The following is a 23,808-nucleotide window of genomic DNA, read 5'->3' as shown; positions in this document are numbered from 1 at the left end:
TCATTATACGGATTTCAGTAACATATTTTCCTTTATTTAATAGGGGTTTGGGTATGTTTTTAAGTTTTTTATATTTGCAGACCAAATACCAAATCCTGGGGCGGCATATGCATGCAGCAGGAAAATGCACGATAGAATTACAGAACAAAATATTAATAATGTACGACAATTTAGAACAACTGTTTTACAGCGGTGAACTGGAACAGTGTATTGAAGAGGGTGAAAACTATTTATTATCTCACCCGGACGATGAAGAAGTTTTATTTTTAATGGCAGTAGCCAGTCATGATCAGGTATATGAAGACGGGCATGAAGCGGTTTACGATGCTATCCGGGAGAAAGTAATTCCTTATTTGCGCCGGATTTTAAAACTGAATCCTGATCACCAGAAAGCTCTTTACAATATCCTGAGCTATCCTTTAGAGAATGAATCCACCTTAATACAGATCGCCAGACCAAAAAAACATATCACAGAACAGAATAAGCAGGAATTTATCACCTATGCGGAAAGATTGCTGGAAGACTCAGAAAATGCAGTATATGGTTACGATTTCCTGGTTAAAATTTATGAATCGATAGGAGATTCCAGAGCTCTTTTGAACAGTCTGGAAGCCGGAATATATTATTTTGAGAAACACTTTGCAGATCACCGGGAGCTGAGAGATAAGAACATTTCTATGTTCTGGATTAAAAAAGTTTATCTGCTGGATCGTGAAAAGAAAGTTTCCGGAGCAGCGCTTGTCAGTCTTATAGAAAAGAATTGTACCACTTTTGTAAGCAGGAATGAATATGATTTTATTAATCTTGCAGATATTGCTTATGAAAATGAGGCCCCAGATCTTTCGCTGAAGATCATGCTTAAAGTGGTGAAAGGAGTAAATTCCGCTTTACATATCCAGGAAAAACTGGCGGAATGGCATCAGCGTTTTGATGCTTTGATACAAAACGGATACCAGCATCCCGGGGTGTTCTATTATCAGCTGATTATTGAAAGAAATTATTCCGGTATACTGAATATTGCTGAAGATTTCTACTACCATCATGCTCTTGAAATTATACACACTTATCCGGAACTCTTTTCAGGGTATCATTTTGCCGGAACCTATCTGTATGAAGAAGGGCGTTATTCCGAAGCCGTCCCTTTATTGGAAAAAGCGGAAATATTATCTTCCAATGCAACAGCCTGGAGACGAAAAACAGTATCTGAATATCATTTATATAAGACCATACCATCTCAGGTTCCTGTGTTCAATGATTATCCTGCAGACCTCTATAATGAGGGCGTTCATCTGGATGAATTTATTGAAGAGATCAACGATGAAAATGATAAAATCAGATTTCAGGAAGTCAGCCAAATGATTTATCAGCAGGCTCATGCAGCATTCCGCAGATATTACGAGGATGGAGCGTTTGAAAGTGATTATTACAATGATCTGCATACCAGGGCAATGTGCTGTAATAATCTTGCGATAAAATATTCTTTATCAGGAGATCATTATTCCGCCATAGAAGTGGCTTCTGAAGGGTTGGGCTATTCGGAATTCAGAGAACTTCATCTTGTATTGATCGATGCTTTATTGCATGATGAAAATTATGAAAAGGCAGAGAAAGCTCTGGGGAATTATTTCGCGCTTTATGACGAGAGAGACCCGGATTATTTTTATAAGAATTTATATTACATAGCCCGCCAGATAGAGGTCCATAGTATACTGGGCTTTTTAGAAGCCGATACGGAGGTCAGGGAAACCCTTATCTATTTTTATCAGCATACGAAGGAACATACTGGAATCAGTGATGATGATTATGCAGACCTGGAAGCTGCGAAAAATGTTCTGGAAGGGATGATTTATCAGCATTTGAGCCATGAAGAAAATCATACGATACGCTCTTATTATGAAAATATAGCGAAGCGTTTCCCGCAGGAGCCCAATCCACAGTATGTACTGATGCAGATCTATAATGAACAGGAGAATTATGAAAAAGTAGCCCTAACTGCCAAAAGCTATCTGAGAAATAAAAAAGATTTTCTACTGAATGATTTTGATAAGGCCAAAACACTTTACATGATTGTTAAAAGCAGCTATCTTCAGGGGGAATATGCAGATGCCGCCTCTGTCTTCAGCCAATTTGATGCTTCCAATGAGGACATAATGGATGCTGAAGATTATGTGCTTTGGCTAAGCTATGGGATCAGGGCTTACGGAAAACTAAATAATAAAGATCAGACCTTACTGCTTTCTGACAGATTCTCTACGCTCTTTAATCATGAAAACTGGGAATATGATACTTTGATGGAAGGTGTTGAACTAGCAAGAGCATTGGTTCTGTATCATTCAGGTAATTTGAAAGAAGCCCATGCGATATTGGATCATGTACGTTCATTTTCAGACTATGATGCCATTGCGGATGAATATAAAGGATCATGGAAAAAACCGGGACTGCTTTCTAAGTTTGGACTGTAACCCATAAAATTAAAGAGAATAGGGGGCACCGTTTATGTATATAATATTGACTAAGACAAACGGCCAATATCCTCATTGCTTAGGGGAATAGAACGATGTGATTCCCTAATTATTCTTCCCTTTATTTGCCGGTATATAAGTATTGGAAAAGGTTTGGTGAAGAAAATGATATGGGAATATAAGACAGGATGATTTAAACCATTAAGATTTTTAAGAATAAGGATCGTGAAGAAAAAATATTAAGATTTTTATAAGCTGACCTTCGTAAAGTGAAGCTATTCTTAACATCCCTAAAACCTTATTGAATCTTAATGGTTTAATTGATCATCTATTTATCTCAATGATAATTACTTACTTCGATAAGATTTTGATCCGGATCCCTGAAATAAACGGATCTTATTTTTCCCAATGCTCCCGTCCTGTCTACAATGCCTTCAATAATTTCAATGTTCTTCTGTTTCAGCTCCTCAAGAACATCATGAATATCTGTCTGGGCAATAAAACAAAGATCAGCTGAGCCGCAGGTAGGCTGTTTTGCTTTAGGTTCAAATTCATGTCCTTTTTGATGGAGATTGATTTTTTGATTTCCAAAGATCAGAGCTTTTCTGTTATCGTCGAAAGTAACCGCTTTAAACCCCATGATCTGAGTGTAAAACTCAATCGTCTTATTAAGATCAGCCACCGTGAGGACAATATGATCTATACTTTTGATTTTCATAATTCCTTTTTTATATCAATTGAATGAATCTGATATTCAAATAACTGTTCATGAATGGTTGCTTCCATCATAAAATATTTTTCAATCTCAAATGCTGAAGCAGCATTATCGTTTTGGCATCATTGATTTCTCCGGAATCAACCATTTGAAGCGCATTGCCAAAAGGAAGCTCCAGGACTTCAATATGTTCTCCCTCTTCTTCAAGACCGCCGCCATCAGCAATTTTCATTTCAATGGAATATTCAGCAATGAAAAAATGGAGGATTTCCGTCACAGAACCGGGAGACATATAAGCCTGAAATACTTTTTCAACTTTGGAAATTTTATATCCCGTTTCTTCCTCCGTTTCTCTTTTGATACATTCTTCAGGATTATCATTATCCAACAGCCCTGCACATGCTTCAATTAGCATTCCCGTAGCATTCCCGTTGATATAGGTAGGTAAGCGGAATTGTCTTGTTAGAATCACAGTATTGGAAGTCGTATTATAAAGAAGGATAACAGCTCCGTTTCCGCGGTCATAAGCTTCCCTGCTTTGAGTTTCCGTGGTTCCGTCTTTCTTTACAATAGTATAGGTGACTTTATTTAATGTATACCAGTTGTCTGATAGAGTTTCTGTTTTTAAAATGGTAATATTAGGATTTTGCATAGGGTATATTTTCTATGTTATAATAAATGGTAAGTTCGCTTTACTTTAGAGCTTTACTTTGTTAATGTAAATTGCTGATGGTTCAGAATGGGTATTATATTTCCTTTTTTAGCAGGTTATCCAGCGCTTTGTTAAGATCTGCAAATTCAAACTGAAAACCGGTCTTCCGGATTTTCTCTGAAGAGGCTCTGGAACCCTCCAGTATGGCATTTGCCAGCTCACCAAAGATAAGCTTTAGCATAAAAGCGGGCACATTTGGCATAAATAAAGGCTTTTTCAATACCTTGGCGATCTGTCTGGTTAATTCCCTGTTTGTCACATGCTGAGGTGAAACAGCATTATAAGAACCGTGAATGGAAGAGTTTTTCAAAGCCAATTCATAAATGGAGCAAATGTCGTTGATGTGGATCCAGGGCATGTACTGTTTTCCGCTTCCCAATGGAGATCCGATATAATACTGAATAGGGGGAATCATTTTCTTGAGGGCCCCTTCTTTTTCGGAAAGAACTACAGCAGTTCTTATTTTAACCACTCTTTCAGTAAGGTTCTGCTCCAGAAAAGAATCAGCGGCTTTTTCCCATAGAATGACCACTTCACTTAAGAAATCATTTCCGGGAAGATCGTTTTCCGTATAAATCTTTTCTGTGGTTTGGGTTCCGTAAAAATTAATCCCTGAAGCCGAAACGAAAGATTTGAGCTTACTATTTTTTCTGTAAAGCATTTTGTAATAAAGCTGCTGAATCGACTCTGCTGGAGATTAATTCTTTTTTCTTTCCTCTGTCCAGCGTTTTTCCGAGATATTGGCACCTGCCAGGTGGATAATATGGGAGACATTTTCTACAGCAGCCTCATCCATACTCCCTTTTCTGAGGTCCCATTCATATTCATTAGCATGCCTTTTTTTTCGGGTCAGAAACCTTATGACATATTCATTTTCTATCTTTTTTGCCAGCTCACGGGCAATCATACCGCCGGCTCCGGTGATGAGAACAATTTCTTTCATAGTAGGGTAATTAAGGTGTATATAATAAATTAAACCTGATTCTTTACAATCAGGACAAAATCGTCTTCGAGAAGTTTATATCCATAGTCATAAATAAACTTATATTCAGATCCGTTTTTATAGATTTTTACATTGGTAAAATAATCAAAGTCAAATCCTAAGCTGTCGAGTTTGGATTTTGAGATTTTGGTCTTGCCCTCAATGTTGACTTCTCCGAGGATGCGGTAATTCTTACGGAGTTTGTTGTTCACATTCCGCATCAGGTTATTAGAATCTTTGTTCTGCTTATTATTATAGGCATTTCGGCAGGCATCATTACAGAACTTTTTATCAGACCTCCCGATAATTTTTTCGCCACATTCCAGGCAGTTCATATTTTTTTATTTTGTGTGGTGTGTATGTCTTTTCTTTAATAATTTTTTAAATCTGCTGTGCGCAGGATAGCTTCTGTTGGACGTGATATTATTGAAAAACAGGGCTACAAGCAGCAGAATAATACACCCCGATAAAACAGGGGAGATAACGTACCAATACCCCAGTTCAGGGATTTTTCCGGTAGAGCTCACTGCAATAAGCGCTGTTGCACCACCCGGAGGATGAAGTGTCTTTGTGTATTGCATCAGGACAATGGAAAAGGCCACTGCCAATGGGGCAGAAAGCCAGATAATATCCGGAATAAATTTATACACCGTAACTCCTACAAGGGCTGATAGTACATGTCCACCCACCAGATTTCTAGGTTGAGCCAAAGGACTCTGAATCGCCCCGTAAATTAGAACACTTGACGCACCAAAGGAACCGATCAGAAATATATTTTCAGTCTCTGTTAAAGAATGGGATTGGATGAACGCAATGATTCCAATTCCGAAAAATGCACCCAGAAATGACCAGAAATGCTCTTTGTAATCAACCAGCGTTTCTTTATAGATCACATACTTTGAGACCCGGAATGTTCTTTTTATGGTCTTCTTCATTTAGTCTTCTTTATTTTTTATAATTTGAATTAAATTGTTTACAAAAGGCCGGGTATAAGTCCCGTTTTTATCACTATCCGGATCTAAGATCGTGATCTCAATCCCAAAACATTGAGGATGATGGATCAGCGGCCTCAGTATTTCTTTAAGATCTTCATAGCTTATTCCGTCTTCCATTCTGCTGTCCACAGCCGGCATCAGCTCATCTTTCAACACATCGACATCAAAATGGATGAAAAATCCGTCCAGCTTTTTTTCATGCACCATTTTGATAAAATCTTCAGCAGTTTTCCTGAAACCATTCTTCCTAAGGCTTTCGAGATCAAAATAATGAATATTCGAGTGGAGGATCTCACGTACATATTCCTCGTCATCTGTTTCTGCATTTCCACAGCAAAAAATATTTTCTTCATGAAAATAGGGGCTAAGTTCTCCAATATTGGTTAACTTTTCATGTCCGATTCCGGAAACAATAGCAAGATCCATTCCTGCAGCACCTCCGCTTTGTGATAAATGTGGCGGAATAAAATCGGTATGGCCGTCCAGATAGAAAAGTCCGAATTTTCCCAGTTTTTTCAAAGCAACCGCATTTCCGATCAGAATACTGCAGTCACCACCGAGAAAGATGTTGAATGTATTTTTATGATAATTATTCAGAACAAGTGCAGCCTGCTTCTTAGCATATTCAATGATGTGGTCTGCATTCCTTACTCCGGATTCCTTGTCAAAAGCCATCATATATTCAGGAGCTTCCAGCCTGAAGATGTCTTTAGGTTCCAATTTTTTATGAAAATCAAAATTTTTAAGCCAGTCCGGAAGCTTTTTAACTCCGGGCTCTGTCTCATGCTCTTTTTTTGTGAGTCCCAGGCTGAGAGGAAACTCAAAAATATTGATCTCCTTTTTCATAAATGAATTTTGACAAAGATACACATTATCCGTTTGTAAATGGGTGGCTTGTATCCCGGGAACGGAGAGAACCGCGGATGTATTTAAAGAACTGATAGAAAGTGCCGGCCTGCAATTCAATGGGGTTATTGATATTGGACAGAAGCTAAAAAACATTGTGGAATGTGAAAAAGTATAAATAATCTGTAAAAATAGATGCAGAATCCGAATTATTGAATTTCCTGAAAGATAATATTTAAGCTGCCCATGAATAGGAGATTCGTTGGAAATTCAGGATGATTTTTCCGGCTTTATTAGCCGACCACAAACGACTACAAATGAATTTAAATAGTTTGTAACCGACTGGCTTGTGGGGCTATCGCAATCTTTGCAACAGAGATTTGAGAAAACAGTGAACGTCTCATATCTGAATTATTAATCTTTAAAATCTAAAAGTTATGTCACTAAGAAACAAAGTAACATTAATTGGTTACACCGGTAAAGAAGTTGAAATGGTAAATTTTGACAATGGAAATGTAAAAGCGAGTGTATCTTTAGCTACCAGTGATCACTACACGAATGCTAAAGGAGAAAAAGTAGAAGAAACACAATGGCACAATCTGATTGCCTTTGGAAAAGTAGCTGAAATTCTGGAGAAATATGTTCCCAAAGGAAAGGAAATTGCGGTGGAAGGAAAGCTTACGTACAGATCATACGATGATAAGGATGGTGTAAAGCGCTACATCACAGAAATCCGGATAGATGAGATCCTGTTGCTGGGAGGCAAATAATTCTAAAAACACAAATGATGAAAGTAAAAGTTTTTAAAATAAGACTTCCCGAAGAATTTCTCTACAAAGATCAGAAAATGCTTGATGATTTCCTGGAAGTCAACGAGATTATAAAAGTGGAAACCGCTTTTGTAAATGATGAATGTTATTGGTCTGTTATATTGTATTTTGAGGAACTGAAATCAGCGAAAAATACAGTAAAAGAACCAAAGATGGTAAAATACTCTGCAGAAAACGATTCTTTGAATCTCGATGAAGAGAAGATTCTCGAAGCTTTAAAGCTCTGGAGATCAGAGAAAGCCAGAGAACAGAATCTGCCCACTTACTTTATTGCGAGTAATAAAGAACTGCTATCTGTAGCCAAGTATAAACCCGCTAAAAAAGAAGAACTGCTTGAGATCAAAGGATTTGGAAAACATAAAATTGAAAATTATGGTGAAGAAATACTGGAGATCCTTGAAAGTGTCTGATTTTTTCAGAATTAGTGATTCCGTAATTACACAAAAGCCGGAGAAGATTACTTCTTCGGTTTTTTTGAATGTGTAAAAGTCCTTGCAATTCCGTACTTTTGCGTCTATCAAAATGACATACTAAAAATGAAGCCAAGTTTAGCAAAAGGAACAAGAGATTTTACAGCGCAGGAAGTTTCCAGAAGAAAATATATCATCAATATTTTACAGAATAATTTCGAATTATTCGGATTTCAGCCATTGGAAACCCCCAGCTTTGAAAATCTTTCTACTTTAACGGGAAAATACGGAGAAGAAGGTGACAGACTGATTTTTAAGATTTTAAATTCGGGAGATTATACTTCAAAAGTAAATCAGGAAGACTGGGATCATAAAAATCATCAAAAGCTGACTTCCCAAATTTCCGACAAAGCCCTTCGCTATGATCTTACCGTACCTTTTGCAAGATTTGTAGCAATGAACCAGGGAAAACTGACATTCCCATTCAAACGCTACCAGATTCAACCGGTATGGAGAGCCGACAGACCTCAAAAAGGAAGATTCAGAGAATTTTACCAGTGTGATGCAGATGTTGTAGGAAGTGAGAGTTTATTACAGGAAGTGGAATTGGTTCAGTTGTACTTAAAGTCCTTCTCAGATCTTAAAGTGCCTGTAACCATTCATATGAACAACAGAAAAATTCTTTCCGGATTAGCTGAATATGCTGGTATTACAGATAAACTGATTGATTTCACAGTAGCATTAGACAAACTGGATAAAATCGGAAAAGAAGGAGTGGTAAAAGAATTACTGGAGAGAGAAATCTCTCAGGAATCTATTGATAAACTGGATTTCTTATTTAGCCAATCTGATGATGCTTTGGAAAACCTTCTTCAGCTAAAGGAAAAATTTGTGGGTAATGAGATCGGATTGAAAGGAGTAGAGGAACTTGAGTTTGTGCTTACCCAATCTTTAAACCTTGGCGTTGATATTCAAAATCTGGTGTTCAATATTACACTGGCCAGAGGGTTGGACTATTATACCGGAGCTATTTTCGAAGTAAAAGCAGATGAGGTGGCCATGGGATCTATCGGTGGAGGTGGCCGTTATGATAACCTTACCGAGGTTTTCGGCGTTAAAAATATTCCGGGAATTGGAATTTCATTCGGTCTGGATAGAATCTATCTGGTGATGGAAGAACTTAATCTTTTCCCAGAAGAAGCATCTTCCAAGATGGAATATCTATTTGCCAACTTCGGGGGCGAAGAAACGACAGAAGCATTAAAATTGATTATGCAGCTGAGAGGAAAAGGAATTTCTGCAGAACTGTACCCTGAAAATGCAAAAATCAATAAGCAATTTACCTATGCTGAAAAGAAAGGCATTAAAAATCTTGTCTTTCTTGGCGAAGAAGAAATTAAAAATAAGACTGTAACCTTTAAAAATCTGGAAGCCGGCGAGCAGAAAACTGTTTCTGTGGAAGAGTTTTTAGGATAGGATATAGTTAGGATGTGATAAAAGACAGCTCAAGGTTTTCATCAACTTTGAGCTGTTTCTTTTTTATTTGTGTATCGTTGTTACGGTCTTAAAGGTGCCTGTGTACTGCATCGGAAAGTACCTTCAAAGCTCCGGCTTATTGAAAAGTCTATATATTCTACCTTAATCTCTTCCCGTTCTACCTTTTCCCCTATACTTTTAAAGGCAGGATCTGTAATATAGACCTTGGAGATACAGGAAGACCATTAGTTGGGAGATTCATAACCTCATTTTTTGTTACATGGATCTTTTTCCAATCCTTCGGAGCGGAAGGAATTTCATCTAAAATGCTTCTTCTGACTGCACTGTTAAAATGATCAGATTTAATGCCTTGGGATTGAAAAATCAAATCAGAATTTGTAATTTGGGGTCAATATAAAATCAGAGCAGAAATAATACGCTGCAGCCATTAAAAAACTTTTAAACATAAAACCAAATGAATATGATTTGTGCATTATGCGGTACACCGCTAACATCTGCAGACATGCTTGTGGGAAAAAATAAACTGGCAGACGGAGGCTGCCTGTGTGCGCCATGTTTTGATAAAGCGATTACGATCAACAGAGACCTTATCAATACTCTTGATCAGTACTATTTTGCAGAAATAACAGGAATGATCCTCAAGAGCAAAATTGATGCTGGCCAACATCTTACAAGTTCATCCCATATCGGAGCGAATCGTTATGAGTATGATGCCCCTACAAGACTTGACGAAATCAAGGACCAGATTGTAGCTCTTAATGCAAGGTTAAGCATTTTAGCGAATGAAGAAGTCAATGAACTGGACAATGTACTGGATAATGATGAAAAACTGGTTGCCATTGCAGAAGGAATAAACCTTCAAAATAACAGGGAAGGAATTATCTTTTCAACACAGAAAAGAGTTGTTTTTATTGATAAAAAATTCCTTGGAGGAGTCGTGAAGAATGAATTTATCCATCAAAATATCATTTCGGTAGATCTTACTGACAATCTTTTATACTCAATACTGAAAATCAATACTACAGGTGAGACAACCGAATTTAAGCTGCATAACAAGAATGATGGAAAAGTCCTTTAGTAATGGAGTCAACCTGTACATTAATGGAAATAAAATGTATGATAACCAGCGACCATTTTCACCACAAGTTCCACCTAATGCCAATGCAGAATCCTCTGCAACTATTTTTGAACAGTTGGAAAAATTGGGAAAACTGAGAGAAGCAGGAGTTTTAACAGAAGAAGAATTTGCAGAACAAAAAGAAAACTGCTTGATAAATTGTAAAAATAAAGAAGATGAGTAGCAAATGTTCATTATGTAATGCAGAGCTCACCTCCATGGACACCCTTTTGGGAGCAAATAATCTTGCAGACGGAGGTGTATTATGCAATAGATGTTTAGAAAAAGTGAGTGAGAGCAACGAGGAATTGTTGTATGCTCTCAGTAAGTTCAACATTCATGACATACAAAATTTGATAGAAAGAGAAAGAGTAGAACAAAGGCAGCCTGCAGTAAAAATGGAAGAAAACCTTCCCGTATTGATCGATCAGGAGGCGGAAAGCATTTCAAGTGATGTCTATAAAAGAAGGCTCAGAAAAATCAAATACGAACTGGAAAGGCTGAAAGCCAATCTTTCTATGTTTACGAAAGGTGAGATCAAAGAACTTCCCCATTTGATTTCTGAGGAAGAAAAGATCATTGCTATCACGGATGCACAGTTTATTAATACGCTGGATGCAGGAATATTGGTCGTTACTCCAAGAAGAATCATTTCTGTGTCGAAAGCCATGTTTGCAGTTGTAAAAATCCATGAGTATCCTAATGAAAGCATCCAGGCAGTGAGTTTTGTGACGGATCCTACATCTCCCATTATTAAACTGCACCTCAGCGAAAAAGTAGTGGAATTTGAATGCTATTTTGATAAAGACGATGCAGAGAGATTTTATGACAAAATAAAAATGATTTATAACAATACTCCGGAACAGCCCCAAAAGCAAATGGGAACAGTGAAAAAAGCGTCTAGTGAAGAGATTTTTGAACAGCTGGAAAAATTAGGGAAACTGAGAGAAAGAGGAATTCTTACTGATACAGAATTTACAGAACAGAAAAAGAAACTGCTGGACCAGTTAGGATAAATCATAGGATCATGAATAAGCAGGTATCTCCCGGAATTCTTGAAAATTGGCTTAAAGCCTGGGCTATATCAAGAGAACTGCCTTTACCCGTTCCTTATCAATCAGGTTTCAGGATAGCTGTAGGAAACAGATATCAAAAAGAACGTTATGTGTTTACGGAGCCTAATGATGACTTCTATCAACTCTGTCATCTGATCAGTGATCCCTGGATTTATCTGAAAGTCTGTGCTGCTTCCGATCAGTTTATTAAAAATATTCCCGGCAGATGGATACTTCAGCCACAAGGATATATGATGAGCTGTTTTCGGCCTATGAATATTCCTGCGATTAAACTTACTGAAGGATATATGGTGGAATTTGCTCATTATAATTCAACATTTGTCGTTAACATTCTTACTGAAAGTAAAGAACAGGCAGCAGCAGGCCGCGTTGTTTTGGCAGGTGACCTGGCTGTTTATGACAGAATTGTAACGGAAGAGCAACACAGAAGAAAAGGACTGGCCTCTTTTTTAATTGGAGAACTGGAGAAAATTGCTTTATCAAAGGGTGTTTTCAATAATTTCCTGGTAGCAACAGAAGCAGGTAAATCATTGTATGAAACGTTAGGCTGGGAAGTATATAGCTTATATACTTCTATTGTAATTCCATCGAAGCATTAATCATTTTGTTGAAGTGAAATTGAAATAGAAAACAAAACAGATGAATTGAAAAGATTTGAATTAAAAGATAGCTTTGCAGTCTATGAAGGCGATTGGGGAGAATTTTATGGAAGCAGGATCGAAGTATGGTTTATACCCGATGATGTAAATAAGCCGGAAAGAAAAATAATTACAAAGAATGCTATCATTCAGGAATGGATCAGGTAGATTCATCATGTAAACAATTAAAATAATGGAAAATTACTTAGAAATAAATAAAAACTCATGGAATGCTAAAGTCGGACCCCATTTAAAATCGGATTTCTATTTCGTAGATGAGTTTTTAAAAGGAAGAACTTCCCTCAATTCAATTGAGCTGGAGCTTTTGGGAGATATAAAAGGTAAAAGTATTCTGCACCTGCAGTGTCATTTTGGACAGGATTCTATTTCACTTTCCAGAATGGGTGCTAAAGTGACAGGGATCGACTTGTCAGACAAAGCTATTGAAGCTGGGAAAGATCTGGCCCGGCAGTGTGGCACAGATACAGAATTTATCTGTTCGGATGTTTACCGTCTTCCCGATGTGCTGGATCAGAAATTTGATATCGTTTATACAAGCTATGGTACGATAGGCTGGCTTCCTGACCTGGAAAAATGGGCCGGAGTGATCAGCCATTTTCTAAAACCCGGCGGACAGTTTATCATGGCAGAGTTTCATCCTGTAGTCTGGATGTTTGATGATGATTTTACCAAAGTAGCCTACCATTATTTCAATGAAAAGCCAATTGTAGAGACCTATGAAGGAACCTATGCAGATCAGTCGGCACCTATCGTACAGGAATATGTCATGTGGAATCATTCTCTGGCAGAGGTTCTCGATAATCTGATTAAAAAAGATGTAGAATTAAAATCTTTCCGGGAATTTGACTGGTCCCCATATCCATGTTTCAGGCATGTGGAGGAATTTGAAAAAGGAAAATGGAGAATACCTCAGTTTGGCAACAGAATACCACTGGTATATGCATTCACAGCAAAGAAAAAATAAATGGTGCTTTACCCGATAAAAGCAAAAAAGTCATCGTAATAATTGCGATGACTTTTTCTAATATATGAATGTTAAAAAAACTACTTTCTGTTTTTTAGCTTAAAGAGTCCTCAGCCTTTGTTTTGGCTTCATCTACTTTATTCTGAACCTGGGAAGCGACATCATTTGCTTTGCTCTTGAGATCATTTCCCCATTTGTTAAGATTATCTTTGGCTGTATTGATTTTATCTTTCACAGCCTGTTGGTCTTCAGGACTTGAATTTTTATATTTCCAATACGCTAAAGCACCTAATCCAAGTAAAGCTAATAAGCCTTTTGTTTTGTTTCCCATGATTTCTATTTTTTTAAGATATTAATATTAAAATTTGTTATTAGTAAACATGTAAAATACGTGCCAAAAAAATAAATAGAGTTATAAAAAAATGTTAAATTTAAGAAAAGGTTTCAAAATTTTTCCCGTCAAAGCTGGCAAAAACCATCGTAGGATAGGAATCCTGGTGGAAGAGATTTCCATCTTTATCAATTGCAATGGCACCGGCAAATCCGTCAATCGCTTTAAGTTCATCAAAAGTTTTATGAAATGCATGGGCTAGGCTCATTCCATCTGTAACTCTAGTGACGATCTTGGCTGCAGTAGCATTGCTTACAATATCTTCTCCGACACCCGTACAGCTTACTGCACAGAATGAGTTGGCATAATTTCCGGCTACCGTGGCGGAATCTGAAATTCTCCCCGGAATTTCGAACCCTTTTCCTCCTGTAGAAGTGGCGACTGCCAGTTTGCCTTCCTTATCAATGGCGACACAGCCTACCGTTCCTTTTCCGCCATTGCTGAGTTTGGCTTCATATTCTCTTCTTCGCTGCGGGATCTCTGTAGAAAAATTTTCAAAACCATGCTCCGAGGCATATATATTAGCTCCTTTTCCTCCCAAAACCCTGTCGTCTTCCGTGATCAGCTCCTTCGCTACAAAAATTGGATTTTTTACATCCTGAATATTAATTACGCCGCTTAATTTCTGAGTTTCTCCATTCATAATGGCTGCACTCATACGGATAACACCGTCACTTTGAATCTGTGAGCCGGTTCCGGCATTGTATAAAGGATCGTCTTCCAAAAGAGAAACTGTATACGCGACAGTATCAAAAGCTGAATGGGTCTGTAAATAATCGAATGCTTTTTGTGCTATTTTTTTTAAAGAATCCTGTTTTGCGGTCTTTATTTCGTGGCTTTGGTCACTTTCTGAGAAGAAACCGCCGTGGATGATGATTTTCATAAAGTATAAATGATAATTGATATTCTTTTACGAAGTTAATTTATAAATAAAAGAGTAAAGAACAAAGAGTAAAGAAATGTAACCGGATATTATACTGAATTTTGAGATTAAAATAAAAAGAATGAAACTGAGGTCCCATTCTTTATCTCTATAGCACATTATTTTTAGCAATCAACGATCCATCAAAAACTATTTGTCCTGAGGAATTGGGTTAAACTGAGAGTTTTCAATGGTTAATGTCTTGGTAGTAAGATCATAATGATCATTCATAGACATGACATGCACCGTTAGATTATCAATAGAAATAGGCTCTCCTAAATTGATATTGGTAAGATTGGTATCTTTGATGAACCTCCCGTCAACCAGGATGACAAGACCGGAACCTACAGCGGTCATCACATCATTATGGATGAAAAGCCCTGTATCTTCCCCCAGCCCGATGCCCAGTGTTCTTGGATTATTTACGACAGCCTGGAAAAGACGTCCGATTCTGCCACGCTGTACAAAATGGGTGTCAATGATAACATTATCAATTAAACCCAGTCCCTGGGTGGTTTTGATTTCTCCTTTTAGCAAAGCTTCGGAACTGCTTCCCTGATAGATCATATTCTCAGAAGCAGCAGCAGCTCCCGCAGAAGTTCCTGAGTAGATGAAATCCTGTTCCTGATATTTTAATAGAATAGTATCATGGAACCTCGTACCGCCTAGGATAGAAGTGAGCCTCAATTGGTCGCCTCCGGTAAGCATCATTACATCAGCTGCATTGGCTCTTGCTACCATGGCATCGGAATTAGCCTCTTCACGGTTATGAATATCAAGAATATTGACATTTTTTGCTCCCAGAAATTCGAATGCTTTTTTATATTCAGTACCTACGATTTGCGGAATCTGAGAAGCCGTTGTTACGATCTCAATGACAGAATCCTCCTTATGTTTTGACTCATTGATAATCTTCCTTAAAATTCCACGTTCAAAAAAATTGAGGTTCTTTTCGATATTCTGATCATAATCGGTTTCTGCAAAACTCCCTTTGTTTACAGCTCCTCCGATAACTATTAATTTTCCAACAGGTTTTGTCATGGTACAAAATTAAAAAATAAATAACATTATTTGACGAAATTCATGCCATCTTTCCCCTGATTTTTAATGTTTTAAAAATGTTAACGAAAATTAATATTTTTTTAATAAATCTTTAAATGTGGTATGGTTTCATTTCGGGTTTTGCATTATCTTTGGCTATAAATGAAGTTATTGTTAACTGTTAAAAATGCCAATAGACTATGAAAATCGAAAAGATTCAGGCACTACGTGGTCCTAATATCTGGAGTATCAGAAGAAAGAAACTGATACAGATGAGATTAGACCTTGAAGAAATGGAGAATTATCCTACTAATAAAATCGACGGATTCCGCGAAAGAATTGAAAAATTGATTCCGTCATTGATTACCCATAGATGTTCGGAAGGAGTAGAAGGCGGGTTTTTCCATAGAGTGGAAACGGGAACCTGGATGGGACATGTCATAGAGCATATTGCTTTGGAGATCCAGACACTGGCCGGTATGGATGTAGGTTTCGGAAGAACCCGGGAAACAAAAACTCCGGGAGTATATAATGTAGTCTTTAATTATATTGAAGAAAATGTAGGAATTTATGCTGCTGAAGAAGCTGTAAAAATTGCAGAAGCTTTAATTGAAGACAAAGACTACGATCTGAATGCGTGCATCCATACATTAAAAGAGATCAGAGAACGTGTCCGTCTGGGACCTTCTACGGGAAGTATTGTGCAAGAAGCGGTTTCCCGGAAAATTCCCTGGATCAGGTTAGGAACAAATTCTTTGGTACAGCTGGGATATGGGGTAAATCAGCAACGGTTCCAGGCTACCATTACAGGGAAAACAAGTTCGATAGCTGTAGATATTGCATGCAATAAAGAACTCACCAAGAAAATGCTTCATGATGCTGCCATTCCGGTCCCGATCGGAGATCTTGTGGTTGATGAGGAAGGGTTAAACAGTGTAATTAAGAAAATAGGCTATCCTATTGTTCTGAAACCTTTAGACGGAAACCATGGGAAAGGATCTTCTATTAATGTAAACGATTGGGAAGCTGCTAAAATCGGGTTGCTGCATGCTCAGAACTATTCCAGAAAAGTAATTGTAGAAAAGTATATTACGGGATATGATTTCAGAGTATTGGTCATCAACAATAAAATGGTAGCGGCAGCAAGAAGGGTTCCTGCTCATGTTGTGGGTGACGGCGAACTGAATCTTCAGCAGCTCATCGATAAAGAAAATAAAGACCCAAGAAGAGGATATGGCCATGAAAATGTCCTTACCGAAATTGAAGTGGAAAAAGATACTTTAGAACTGCTTGAAAAGCTTCAGTACACCCTTGAAACCGTTCCCCATAAAGGAGAAGTAGTATATCTGAAGTCTACTGCAAATCTTTCAACAGGGGGAACTTCAATAGATGTTACCGATATGGTACATCCTGAAAATATCACCATGGCTGAGAGGGTTTCCAAAATTATAGGCTTAGATGTCTGTGGTATTGATATAATGGCGGAAAATCTGACCCAGCCCTTAAAAGAAAGCGGAGGAGCTATCATAGAAGTCAATGCTGCTCCCGGATTCAGAATGCACCTCGCCCCAAGTGAAGGACTTCCAAGAAATGTTGCTGCACCTGTAGTGGATATGCTGTATCCGCAAGGGAAACCTTTTACCATTCCAATCATTGCAGTCACAGGAACCAATGGAAAAACAACGACGACAAGGCTAATCTCTCATATCGTTAAAAGCAACGGATATAGAGTAGGATTTACTACTTCAGACGGAATATATATACAGAATACAATGCTGTCAAAAGGAGATACTACCGGGCCGCTTTCCGCAGAATTTATTCTGAAGGATCCCACGGTAGAATTTGCAGTTCTGGAAACTGCCAGGGGAGGTATTCTACGTTCCGGCTTAGGGTTTTCACAGTGTGATATTGGAGTTTTGACCAATATTGAGGAAGACCATTTGGGAATGAATGATATCCATAGCCTAAAAGACTTAACCAAGGTAAAAAGAGTGGTCCTGGACAGTGTAAAGAAAAACGGCTGGAGCGTTCTGAATGCGGACAATGAATATTCTATGAAGATTATGAATGATCTGGATAGTAATGTTGCTATTTTCAGTATGGATGAAAACAATCCTCATATTGTAAAATTTGCGAAAGAAGGCAAAATTACCTGTGTTTATGAAGAAGGCTTTGTCACTATTAAGAAAAGTGACTGGAAGATCAGAATAGGAAAGGCTAAAGATTTTCCTATTACCATGGAAGGGAAAGCCCGGTTTATGATTGAAAATGTACTGGCAGCGAGTTTGGCGAGCTATCTTTACGGATTCGGGATTGAAGATATATCCAATTCTTTAAGAACATTCATCCCAAGTGCCCAGCTGACTCCGGGAAGGCTGAATGTCTTTAAATTTAAAAACTTTAAAGTCCTGATCGACTTTGCCCATAATCCTTCAGGATATGAAGCGATTGAAGACTACTTGAAAAATATTGAGTCAAGTAAAAAAATAGGAATTATTTCCGGGGTAGGCGACCGTCGTGACAGCGATATCAGAGAATGCGGAAAGATTGCCGGAAGAATGTTTGACTACATCATTATCCGGAATGAAAAGCATCTTCGCGGAAGAACGGAAGATGAGATCAATGGGCTTATTATCGAAGGAATACAGGCCTCCGGAAGAGATATAAGCTATGAAATCATCCCCAAAGAAATTGAAGCTTTAAAACATGCGATCAGTATGGCTGAAGAAGGGACTTTCATTACCGCTTTAAGCGATGTGATTTCTAATGCTATTGACCTGGTTCAGGAATATCAGACACGAGAACTGCTGGAAGATGATAAGATTTAAAATATGATGAATTAGCGACTGAAGATCCTGAAGTCACTATTCATTATTTAAAATAAAAAACCTTCGAAATTTTCGAAGGTTTTTGTTTTTATAAACTCGGCCAGGCTGTCTTGATCTGCTGCCTCTTCGTGAAGCGTTTATTCTTCCCCAAAAAATGCATTGGAACTTCCGATCCAGATGGCATCTTTTTTATTGAAGTCCACATTCACCATATCGGCTTTCGTCATTCTTCCAAGGTTTTCCAGCAGGATAGGGCGTTCGTCACTTTCTCTCCAAATATATAGTAACCTGATTTCTGCTTTTGAAAACTCTCCGTTAATGTCTTCAAAAACCGGTTCGTAGCTGACTTTTCTCTGCAGAATATAGTTTTCTTTATCTTCAATAGCATCGGTAATCTCCTGGGTTGGGCTCAAATTAACACCACTTCCTGCAAATGAAAATAAAGGTTTTAATACAAAGTTGCCAAGGTTTTCATCCGAAGGAAATTCATGCAGAAAATAACTTTTGGGCACAAACTGATGTTGTAAAAGGGGAAGAAGGAATTTTGATATTTTAAAGAACCAGTTCGGATGGGTGACCCAGTGTACATCCACTTCATCGCGAAAATCAAATTCGGTGACGAGATCCGGAATTCTGTCCAGTTCATCAAAGATCACGCGGTTATAAATCCTCTTGATCTCAATGGGCTTTCCGTCCTTTTCATAATACAGTTTTCTGCCTTTCTTGCTTACTTTTGTCAAGCAGACGGTTTGAATGCCGAGTAACTTTTCTGTCAAAGCAAAATCTATCGCTGTTTTCTGCCTTTCCGGAAAAATTTCAAGCAGGATTACATTTTCGGGATTTTCGTCACCTACAATCAGTTCCTTTAAATAATTTTTAAAGGTTTCATAGGGCATCGTATTCCTGATGTCTGAAAGAAAAGGATATACTTCACAGAATGTATCTTCAAAAGCCTTCTGAAAGGCATATAATGAGGGAAATGCCTGGAGCTCGATCAGCTGAGGTTCGATCTCTCCTTTTTCATTTTTACATATTCCAAAGTCTATGGTAAAAAAATGAGGTTGATCAGTATCATTAGGAACCCTGCAGCTTTCAGGAATGGCTTTTTGAAGGACTTCGGCCGGAATCGTCCTGATCTGGCTGATGATACTTTCACTGGCATCAAGAAGTTTGCTTTCAAATTCTTTCGTAAGGATAATCGGGCTTTCTGAAATTTTGAAAGCAGGCTCCATACCGCTTTTTTGTTTTAAAATATCTTTGACCTGCCGGTATTTTTCCTCTGAAAACTCATTGTTAAACTGTTTTCTGTATTTTGGAATCATATTTTTTCTTTTGTGATGTTAAAAAAATCAGGTAAAAATGCTCGATTGTTTTTAGAGTAAGGAAGTTAGAAGCTGGAAGCGGGTGGCTCTTGAGATCTGAAAGAATGATTGAAATCCAACTGTACCTATTTAATAACCATAATAATTTCAAGTCTCCTTCTTCCGGCTTCCTGAGCTGTTAAGCCAAAGATTCAGTTTTTTTCAACATATTTTTTTCTGCAAACTGAAGGAATCTTGGCAGGATTTCGTTTCTTGTCCGGATAATTTTGTCTTCATCATCTATTCTGTCTATCACTTCAAGATATTTCTCCATTCCGAAGTTTTCAATCATCGCTTCTTTGTTTTTTTCATCTTTAAGATTTTCGATCAAAGCTTCGGGATTGGCTTCAGGGTGAAATTGGGTTCCGAATATTTCATCTGAAAAACGAACCGCCATTACTGCTCTTTCTAAATTGATGTGCGGACGGAATTTTTCGATGGCTGTGATCTGCATTCCCAATTCTTCAAAACGGTCATGATCAGGCTCAATAAACTGGTAAGCTCTGGAATCTACGGCATAAAAAGGATCCTGAAGGTTTTTAAATAAAAATTCTTCTCTGCCTTCCCTGGTTTTATGAATCGGCATTACTCCAAAAGAATAGGATTTTCTTTTGCAGATATTCCCCAGTTTCCAATGGATACTTGCCAGCTGGAATGAGTGGCAGATCAAAAACAAATATTTTTTGTCCTCACTGTATTGATTATGTTCAAAAATAGAATCCAGGAAACGGGCAAATCGGTCTTCCCACTCAAAACCTTCTCTGTGTGGAGTACCGGGGCCGCCGGAAGAAATAAAAATATCAAAATCTGTGATTTCCGGCATTTCATTTTTAAACCTTACATCGAATGTTTTGATGACCACATTTTCTTCAGAGTTCTGCCGGAATGCTTCAGAAATTTCTTTAATATTTCTAAATCCTTGATTGACATGGTTGTTATTCATGTCCAGCAGAGCAATTCGAATATCTTTCATTACCTCATATTTTTTGTAAAGTTACCAAAAATATTATGAAGCAGGTTCTCCGTGTGTGATACCATACTCGGTTTCTGAAATCATATAATCCACGACTTTGGTAAGGTCGCCGGTTTCCCTGAATATCTGAAGCTGCCTGTCCGCACCCGTTCCGTTTTCCAGAATTTTCCATGCATATTCAACTTCTTTTCTGCATCCTAAATCATCTACAACATCATCAATAAATTCTAAAAGTTCTTTCAGAAGATGCGGATAAGGAACCGATTCTTCTTTGCCAAAATCAATCAGATGAGCTTCAATACCGCTTTTGGAAGCCCTCCATTTATTTTCATTCAGCAGGAGCCTCCTGTAGCTTCTGAAGCTAAGGTTTTGCTGGTGCAGTTTATAAATCTTTGCAACCAAGCTCTGCATGATGGCAGCAAGACAGACTGTTTCATCAATTCTTAACGGCATGTCGCATATTCTGAATTCAATGGTAGGGTAGAACGGGTGCACCCGTAAGTCCCACCATATCTTCTTCGCATTATCAATTGTTCCTGTTTTTATCAGAAGATCAACATAGCTGTCAAATTCAGCTAAAGAATTAAAATAGCTCGGAATCCCTGTTCTGGGGAATTTTACGAAAATTTCCTGCCGGTAAGATTTAAAACCTGTATACCGTCCTATCCAGAAAGGAGAATTGGTGGATAAGGCATAGACGTGGGGTAGAAAGTAGCGCATCACATTCTGAATTCTTACTCCTTCTTCACGGTTAGGAATTCCTATATGAACATGCAGTCCGAAAATAAGGTTTTCCCGGGCTACATCTCCCATATCATCAACGATTTTAATATACCTTTCTCCCTGTGTGATGGTATTGTCAGACCAATGGGAAAAGGGATGCGTTCCGCCGCCAGAGACCCGAAGTCCCTGTTCATGAGCAGTATTGATAAGATGTCGTCTTAAATTGGTTAATTCAGCTCTTGCTGCCTGAATATTCTGACAGATCCCTGTTTCCATTTCGATCATGGATTCGTGCATTTCATGTTTCAGGTTTTCACTTAAAACGGCTTTGCCTCCTTCGATGATTTTCGAAACGTGAGAAATAAGATCTCTGCTTTCAACATCAATGATCTGATACTCTTCTTCGATTCCAATAGTAAATTGATGCATTTTTTTGTGTTTTTTTATATCTTTTTCAATGTTATTTGATTGAATCCTTTACAAAGGTTCCCCAGGTGATATTAGGCTTCCCGGGAACATATTCTTTAGCTTTTTCAACAGCCAGCTTGGCGGCGTGTTCTATGATCCATGCAAAGTTTTCTTCTCCCACAGAATTTCTGTCAGCATCCGGAGCGGGATTGCAGAAGTCTATGGCATAAGGGATGCCGTCTCTTACTGCGAATTCCACGGTATTAAAATCATACCCTAAAGCTTCATTCATAGTAATGGTATAATCATGAATGGTCTTTAATAGTTTTTCCAGTTCCTCGCCCTGCGTCTGGTGCGTCGTGGCATATCTCAGGTGGGGAGCATTTCTGGGTTCATACGGCATGATATGAACATACTTTCTACCCAGGCAGTACACCCTGTAATAGTCGTCAAAAATAATCTCTTCCTGAACCATCATGACCAGTTGTTCGGTTTCTCCCAGTTTATTCCAGAGGTCATCAGGGTTTTCTATCCGGTATACATTTTTCCAGCCGCCTCCATCATGAGGTTTCATGTACGCAGGAAAACCTACATAATTAAAGATATATTCCCAGTCATGAGGGAATTTCAGGTTTCTGAATGACGTTTCCGAAGTATTGGAAGGTCTTTCATGCGAGGGCAGCAGTACTGTTTTAGGAAGCGGAATTCCAAGCTTGGTCATCAGGGCATTGTTAAAAAACTTTTCATCAGCACTCCACCAGAACGGGTTATTGATCACATAGGTGCCGTTAAGTGCCGCATTTTTCAGATACGCTCTGTAAAAAGGAACATCCTGTGAAATTCTGTCGATGATCACCGCGTAGCCATAATCTGCCCCCTGTTCCAGTTTATCAATGGTCACAGGTTCTGCTATGATCTCTCCGCCACCCAGTTCATTTACCTTGTCTATCAATGCCCAAGGAAATGTGTCTTCCATACCGAATAGAATTCCTACTTTTTTTGCCATAATTTTTGTTTTTAATTGATGTTTTTTTATCTAATTTTTTTCAATATGCCATCCTGCGGAGGAGGTAGGTTTTCAAAAACTTAAACTTGTCAGCACTTTGATTGTGCTTATAAAACTTAAGTGCTTAACCTGTTTGTGTACTTTACGGTTAAAAATACTGTCTAAGAGAAATAGGTTCCTATAAAAGTAGGGAACACCATTCTCCATAAAGGCCAGTCATGGCCGATCCATCTTCTTTCATCATACCAGAATTCTATGCCTTTAATTCTTAAAATTTCTGCCATCTCAATGTTCTTGTCTTTACAGATATCCTGGTCAGAAGTACTGAGTACAATATGCATATGTTTGTATTTCCAGGCCTCGTCGTTTCTTACAAATTCTCTCGGACAGTTGTAGTATACCAAATCATCGGAATATCCATTCATAAAATTTCTGATGCTGAAAGCTCCCGAAAGACAGAACAAGTGGGATACGACGTCCGGAAACCTGAAGGCAAAATTGGCCGCATGATAGCCGCCGAAGCTTGCACCGGCAACTGCCACACGATGGGTTTTATGAAGCTTCTGAATATAAGGGATGAATTCTTTGATTAAAAACTGTACATACCGTTCATAATTTCTTATTCTTTGCTGGGGAGATATTTTTTCATCATAAAAGCTCCAGCTGTCGATGGTCTGGATATTATATAGCTTTACTTTTCCCTGTTCTATAAACCAGTTGATGCTCCCGTTGAGATGGAAGTCATGGTTTTGAGTATACAGGCCCTGTGAAGTGGGAAACATAATGATAGGATAGCCGTAATATCCGGTTACTTCTACATTAAGACTTATTCCCAGTATATTGGAATAATACTCTGTATGTTCTATATGAGGCATTGGTTAATTTTCTTT

General features: G+C 38.1%; 26 protein-coding genes. 11 read left to right on the top strand and 15 right to left on the bottom strand.

All coding sequences use genetic code 11. The features are described from left to right. The first annotated feature begins 158 nt into the window (after positions 1-158). Entirely contained in the window at positions 159-2,462 is a 2,304-nt protein-coding gene (locus MUW56_RS00670; RefSeq protein WP_292011371.1) for a hypothetical protein, read from the top strand. Positions 2,463-2,799: 337 nt separating this feature from the next. On the opposite strand, the gene MUW56_RS00665 is transcribed toward MUW56_RS00670, so the two are convergent. From MUW56_RS00665 to MUW56_RS00635, 7 genes are all read right to left on the bottom strand, one after another. Then, a complete protein-coding gene (locus tag MUW56_RS00665) occupies positions 2,800-3,180 on the bottom strand; it encodes a VOC family protein (RefSeq protein WP_292011370.1) in 381 nt (126 codons plus the stop codon). Positions 3,181-3,247: 67 nt separating this feature from the next. After that, positions 3,248-3,829 carry a GDP-mannose pyrophosphatase NudK gene (gene nudK, locus MUW56_RS00660; protein WP_292011369.1) on the bottom strand — a complete coding sequence of 194 codons (582 nt, stop codon included), beginning with the start codon at positions 3,827-3,829 and terminating at the stop codon, positions 3,248-3,250. Positions 3,830-3,923: 94 nt separating this feature from the next. Beyond that, positions 3,924-4,550 carry a TIGR01777 family oxidoreductase gene (locus tag MUW56_RS00655; protein ID WP_292011368.1) on the bottom strand — a complete coding sequence of 209 codons (627 nt, stop codon included), beginning with the start codon at positions 4,548-4,550 and terminating at the stop codon, positions 3,924-3,926. A 36-nt stretch (positions 4,551-4,586) separates the two neighbouring features. Then, positions 4,587-4,832 carry an NAD-dependent epimerase/dehydratase family protein gene (locus MUW56_RS00650; RefSeq protein WP_292011367.1) on the bottom strand — a complete coding sequence of 82 codons (246 nt, stop codon included), beginning with the start codon at positions 4,830-4,832 and terminating at the stop codon, positions 4,587-4,589. A 29-nt stretch (positions 4,833-4,861) separates the two neighbouring features. After that, positions 4,862-5,206: a hypothetical protein gene (locus tag MUW56_RS00645; protein WP_292011366.1), complete on the bottom strand. Its 345-nt coding sequence runs from the start codon at positions 5,204-5,206 to the stop codon at positions 4,862-4,864. A gap of 6 nt (positions 5,207-5,212) precedes the next feature. Continuing rightward, complete coding sequence (locus MUW56_RS00640) at positions 5,213-5,806, bottom strand: HPP family protein (RefSeq protein ID WP_292011365.1); 594 nt, start codon at positions 5,804-5,806, stop codon at positions 5,213-5,215. After that, a complete protein-coding gene (locus MUW56_RS00635; protein ID WP_292011364.1) occupies positions 5,807-6,712 on the bottom strand; it encodes an arginase family protein in 906 nt (301 codons plus the stop codon). Positions 6,713-7,149: 437 nt separating this feature from the next. Here MUW56_RS00635 and MUW56_RS00630 point away from each other — a divergent pair, with 437 nt between their 5' ends. The 9 genes from MUW56_RS00630 (at position 7,150) to MUW56_RS00590 (ending at position 13,265) form a co-directional block, all read left to right on the top strand. Then, the gene (locus tag MUW56_RS00630; RefSeq protein WP_292011363.1) at positions 7,150-7,482 is read left to right on the top strand and encodes a single-stranded DNA-binding protein; all 333 of its coding nucleotides are present in this window, start codon (positions 7,150-7,152) and stop codon (positions 7,480-7,482) included. A 14-nt stretch (positions 7,483-7,496) separates the two neighbouring features. Continuing rightward, positions 7,497-7,952, top strand: a complete 456-nt coding sequence (locus tag MUW56_RS00625; protein ID WP_292011362.1) for an HRDC domain-containing protein — start codon at positions 7,497-7,499, stop codon at positions 7,950-7,952. Positions 7,953-8,078: 126 nt separating this feature from the next. Beyond that, on the top strand, positions 8,079-9,428 hold the full coding sequence (hisS, locus tag MUW56_RS00620) for a histidine--tRNA ligase (RefSeq protein ID WP_292011361.1): 1,350 nt from the start codon (positions 8,079-8,081) through the stop codon (positions 9,426-9,428). Between the two features lie 475 nt (positions 9,429-9,903). Then, entirely contained in the window at positions 9,904-10,527 is a 624-nt protein-coding gene (locus MUW56_RS00615; RefSeq protein WP_292011360.1) for a PH domain-containing protein, read from the top strand. Continuing rightward, positions 10,508-10,750 carry an SHOCT domain-containing protein gene (locus tag MUW56_RS00610; RefSeq protein WP_292011359.1) on the top strand — a complete coding sequence of 81 codons (243 nt, stop codon included), beginning with the start codon at positions 10,508-10,510 and terminating at the stop codon, positions 10,748-10,750. The genes MUW56_RS00615 and MUW56_RS00610 overlap by 20 nt, the downstream gene beginning before the upstream one ends. Beyond that, positions 10,743-11,582, top strand: a complete 840-nt coding sequence (locus tag MUW56_RS00605; protein ID WP_292011358.1) for a PH domain-containing protein — start codon at positions 10,743-10,745, stop codon at positions 11,580-11,582. The genes MUW56_RS00610 and MUW56_RS00605 overlap by 8 nt, the downstream gene beginning before the upstream one ends. An 11-nt stretch (positions 11,583-11,593) precedes the next feature. After that, positions 11,594-12,241 carry a GNAT family N-acetyltransferase gene (locus tag MUW56_RS00600; RefSeq protein WP_292011357.1) on the top strand — a complete coding sequence of 216 codons (648 nt, stop codon included), beginning with the start codon at positions 11,594-11,596 and terminating at the stop codon, positions 12,239-12,241. 45 nt (positions 12,242-12,286) lie between these two features. Continuing rightward, positions 12,287-12,448 (top strand): hypothetical protein, encoded by a 162-nt coding sequence (locus MUW56_RS00595; RefSeq protein WP_292011356.1) that lies wholly within the window; start codon positions 12,287-12,289, stop codon positions 12,446-12,448. A 25-nt stretch (positions 12,449-12,473) separates the two neighbouring features. Next, complete coding sequence (locus tag MUW56_RS00590; RefSeq protein WP_292011355.1) at positions 12,474-13,265, top strand: class I SAM-dependent methyltransferase; 792 nt, start codon at positions 12,474-12,476, stop codon at positions 13,263-13,265. 94 nt (positions 13,266-13,359) lie between these two features. Here the strand turns inward: MUW56_RS00590 and MUW56_RS00585 are convergent, their stop codons facing one another. From MUW56_RS00585 to MUW56_RS00575, 3 genes are all read right to left on the bottom strand, one after another. Then, a complete protein-coding gene (locus tag MUW56_RS00585; protein WP_110010931.1) occupies positions 13,360-13,596 on the bottom strand; it encodes a YtxH domain-containing protein in 237 nt (78 codons plus the stop codon). A 100-nt stretch (positions 13,597-13,696) separates the two neighbouring features. Next, entirely contained in the window at positions 13,697-14,539 is an 843-nt protein-coding gene (locus MUW56_RS00580) for an isoaspartyl peptidase/L-asparaginase (RefSeq protein ID WP_292011354.1), read from the bottom strand. 189 nt (positions 14,540-14,728) lie between these two features. Then, complete coding sequence (locus MUW56_RS00575) at positions 14,729-15,619, bottom strand: cyanophycinase (RefSeq protein WP_292011353.1); 891 nt, start codon at positions 15,617-15,619, stop codon at positions 14,729-14,731. 200 nt (positions 15,620-15,819) lie between these two features. Here MUW56_RS00575 and cphA point away from each other — a divergent pair, with 200 nt between their 5' ends. Further along, entirely contained in the window at positions 15,820-18,447 is a 2,628-nt protein-coding gene (gene cphA / locus MUW56_RS00570) for a cyanophycin synthetase (protein WP_292011352.1), read from the top strand. 137 nt (positions 18,448-18,584) lie between these two features. Here cphA and MUW56_RS00565 read toward each other — a convergent pair whose 3' ends face one another. The 5 genes from MUW56_RS00565 to MUW56_RS00545 form a co-directional block, all read right to left on the bottom strand. Continuing rightward, positions 18,585-19,769: a hypothetical protein gene (locus MUW56_RS00565; protein WP_292011351.1), complete on the bottom strand. Its 1,185-nt coding sequence runs from the start codon at positions 19,767-19,769 to the stop codon at positions 18,585-18,587. 178 nt (positions 19,770-19,947) lie between these two features. Beyond that, positions 19,948-20,781 carry a GMP synthase gene (locus tag MUW56_RS00560; protein WP_292011350.1) on the bottom strand — a complete coding sequence of 278 codons (834 nt, stop codon included), beginning with the start codon at positions 20,779-20,781 and terminating at the stop codon, positions 19,948-19,950. Positions 20,782-20,814: 33 nt separating this feature from the next. Continuing rightward, positions 20,815-21,933: a carboxylate-amine ligase gene (locus tag MUW56_RS00555; RefSeq protein WP_292011349.1), complete on the bottom strand. Its 1,119-nt coding sequence runs from the start codon at positions 21,931-21,933 to the stop codon at positions 20,815-20,817. Between the two features lie 31 nt (positions 21,934-21,964). Further along, positions 21,965-22,918: a hypothetical protein gene (locus MUW56_RS00550; protein ID WP_292011348.1), complete on the bottom strand. Its 954-nt coding sequence runs from the start codon at positions 22,916-22,918 to the stop codon at positions 21,965-21,967. Between the two features lie 161 nt (positions 22,919-23,079). Further along, a complete protein-coding gene (locus MUW56_RS00545) occupies positions 23,080-23,793 on the bottom strand; it encodes an alpha/beta hydrolase-fold protein (RefSeq protein WP_292011347.1) in 714 nt (237 codons plus the stop codon). Between the last annotated feature and the right edge of the window lie 15 nt (positions 23,794-23,808).

Source organism: Chryseobacterium sp., from assembly GCF_022869225.1.
Taxonomy (GTDB): domain Bacteria; phylum Bacteroidota; class Bacteroidia; order Flavobacteriales; family Weeksellaceae; genus Chryseobacterium.
Note: the sequence above shows the minus strand (reverse complement) of the source record. Positions and strands in the feature narration are given on the sequence as shown.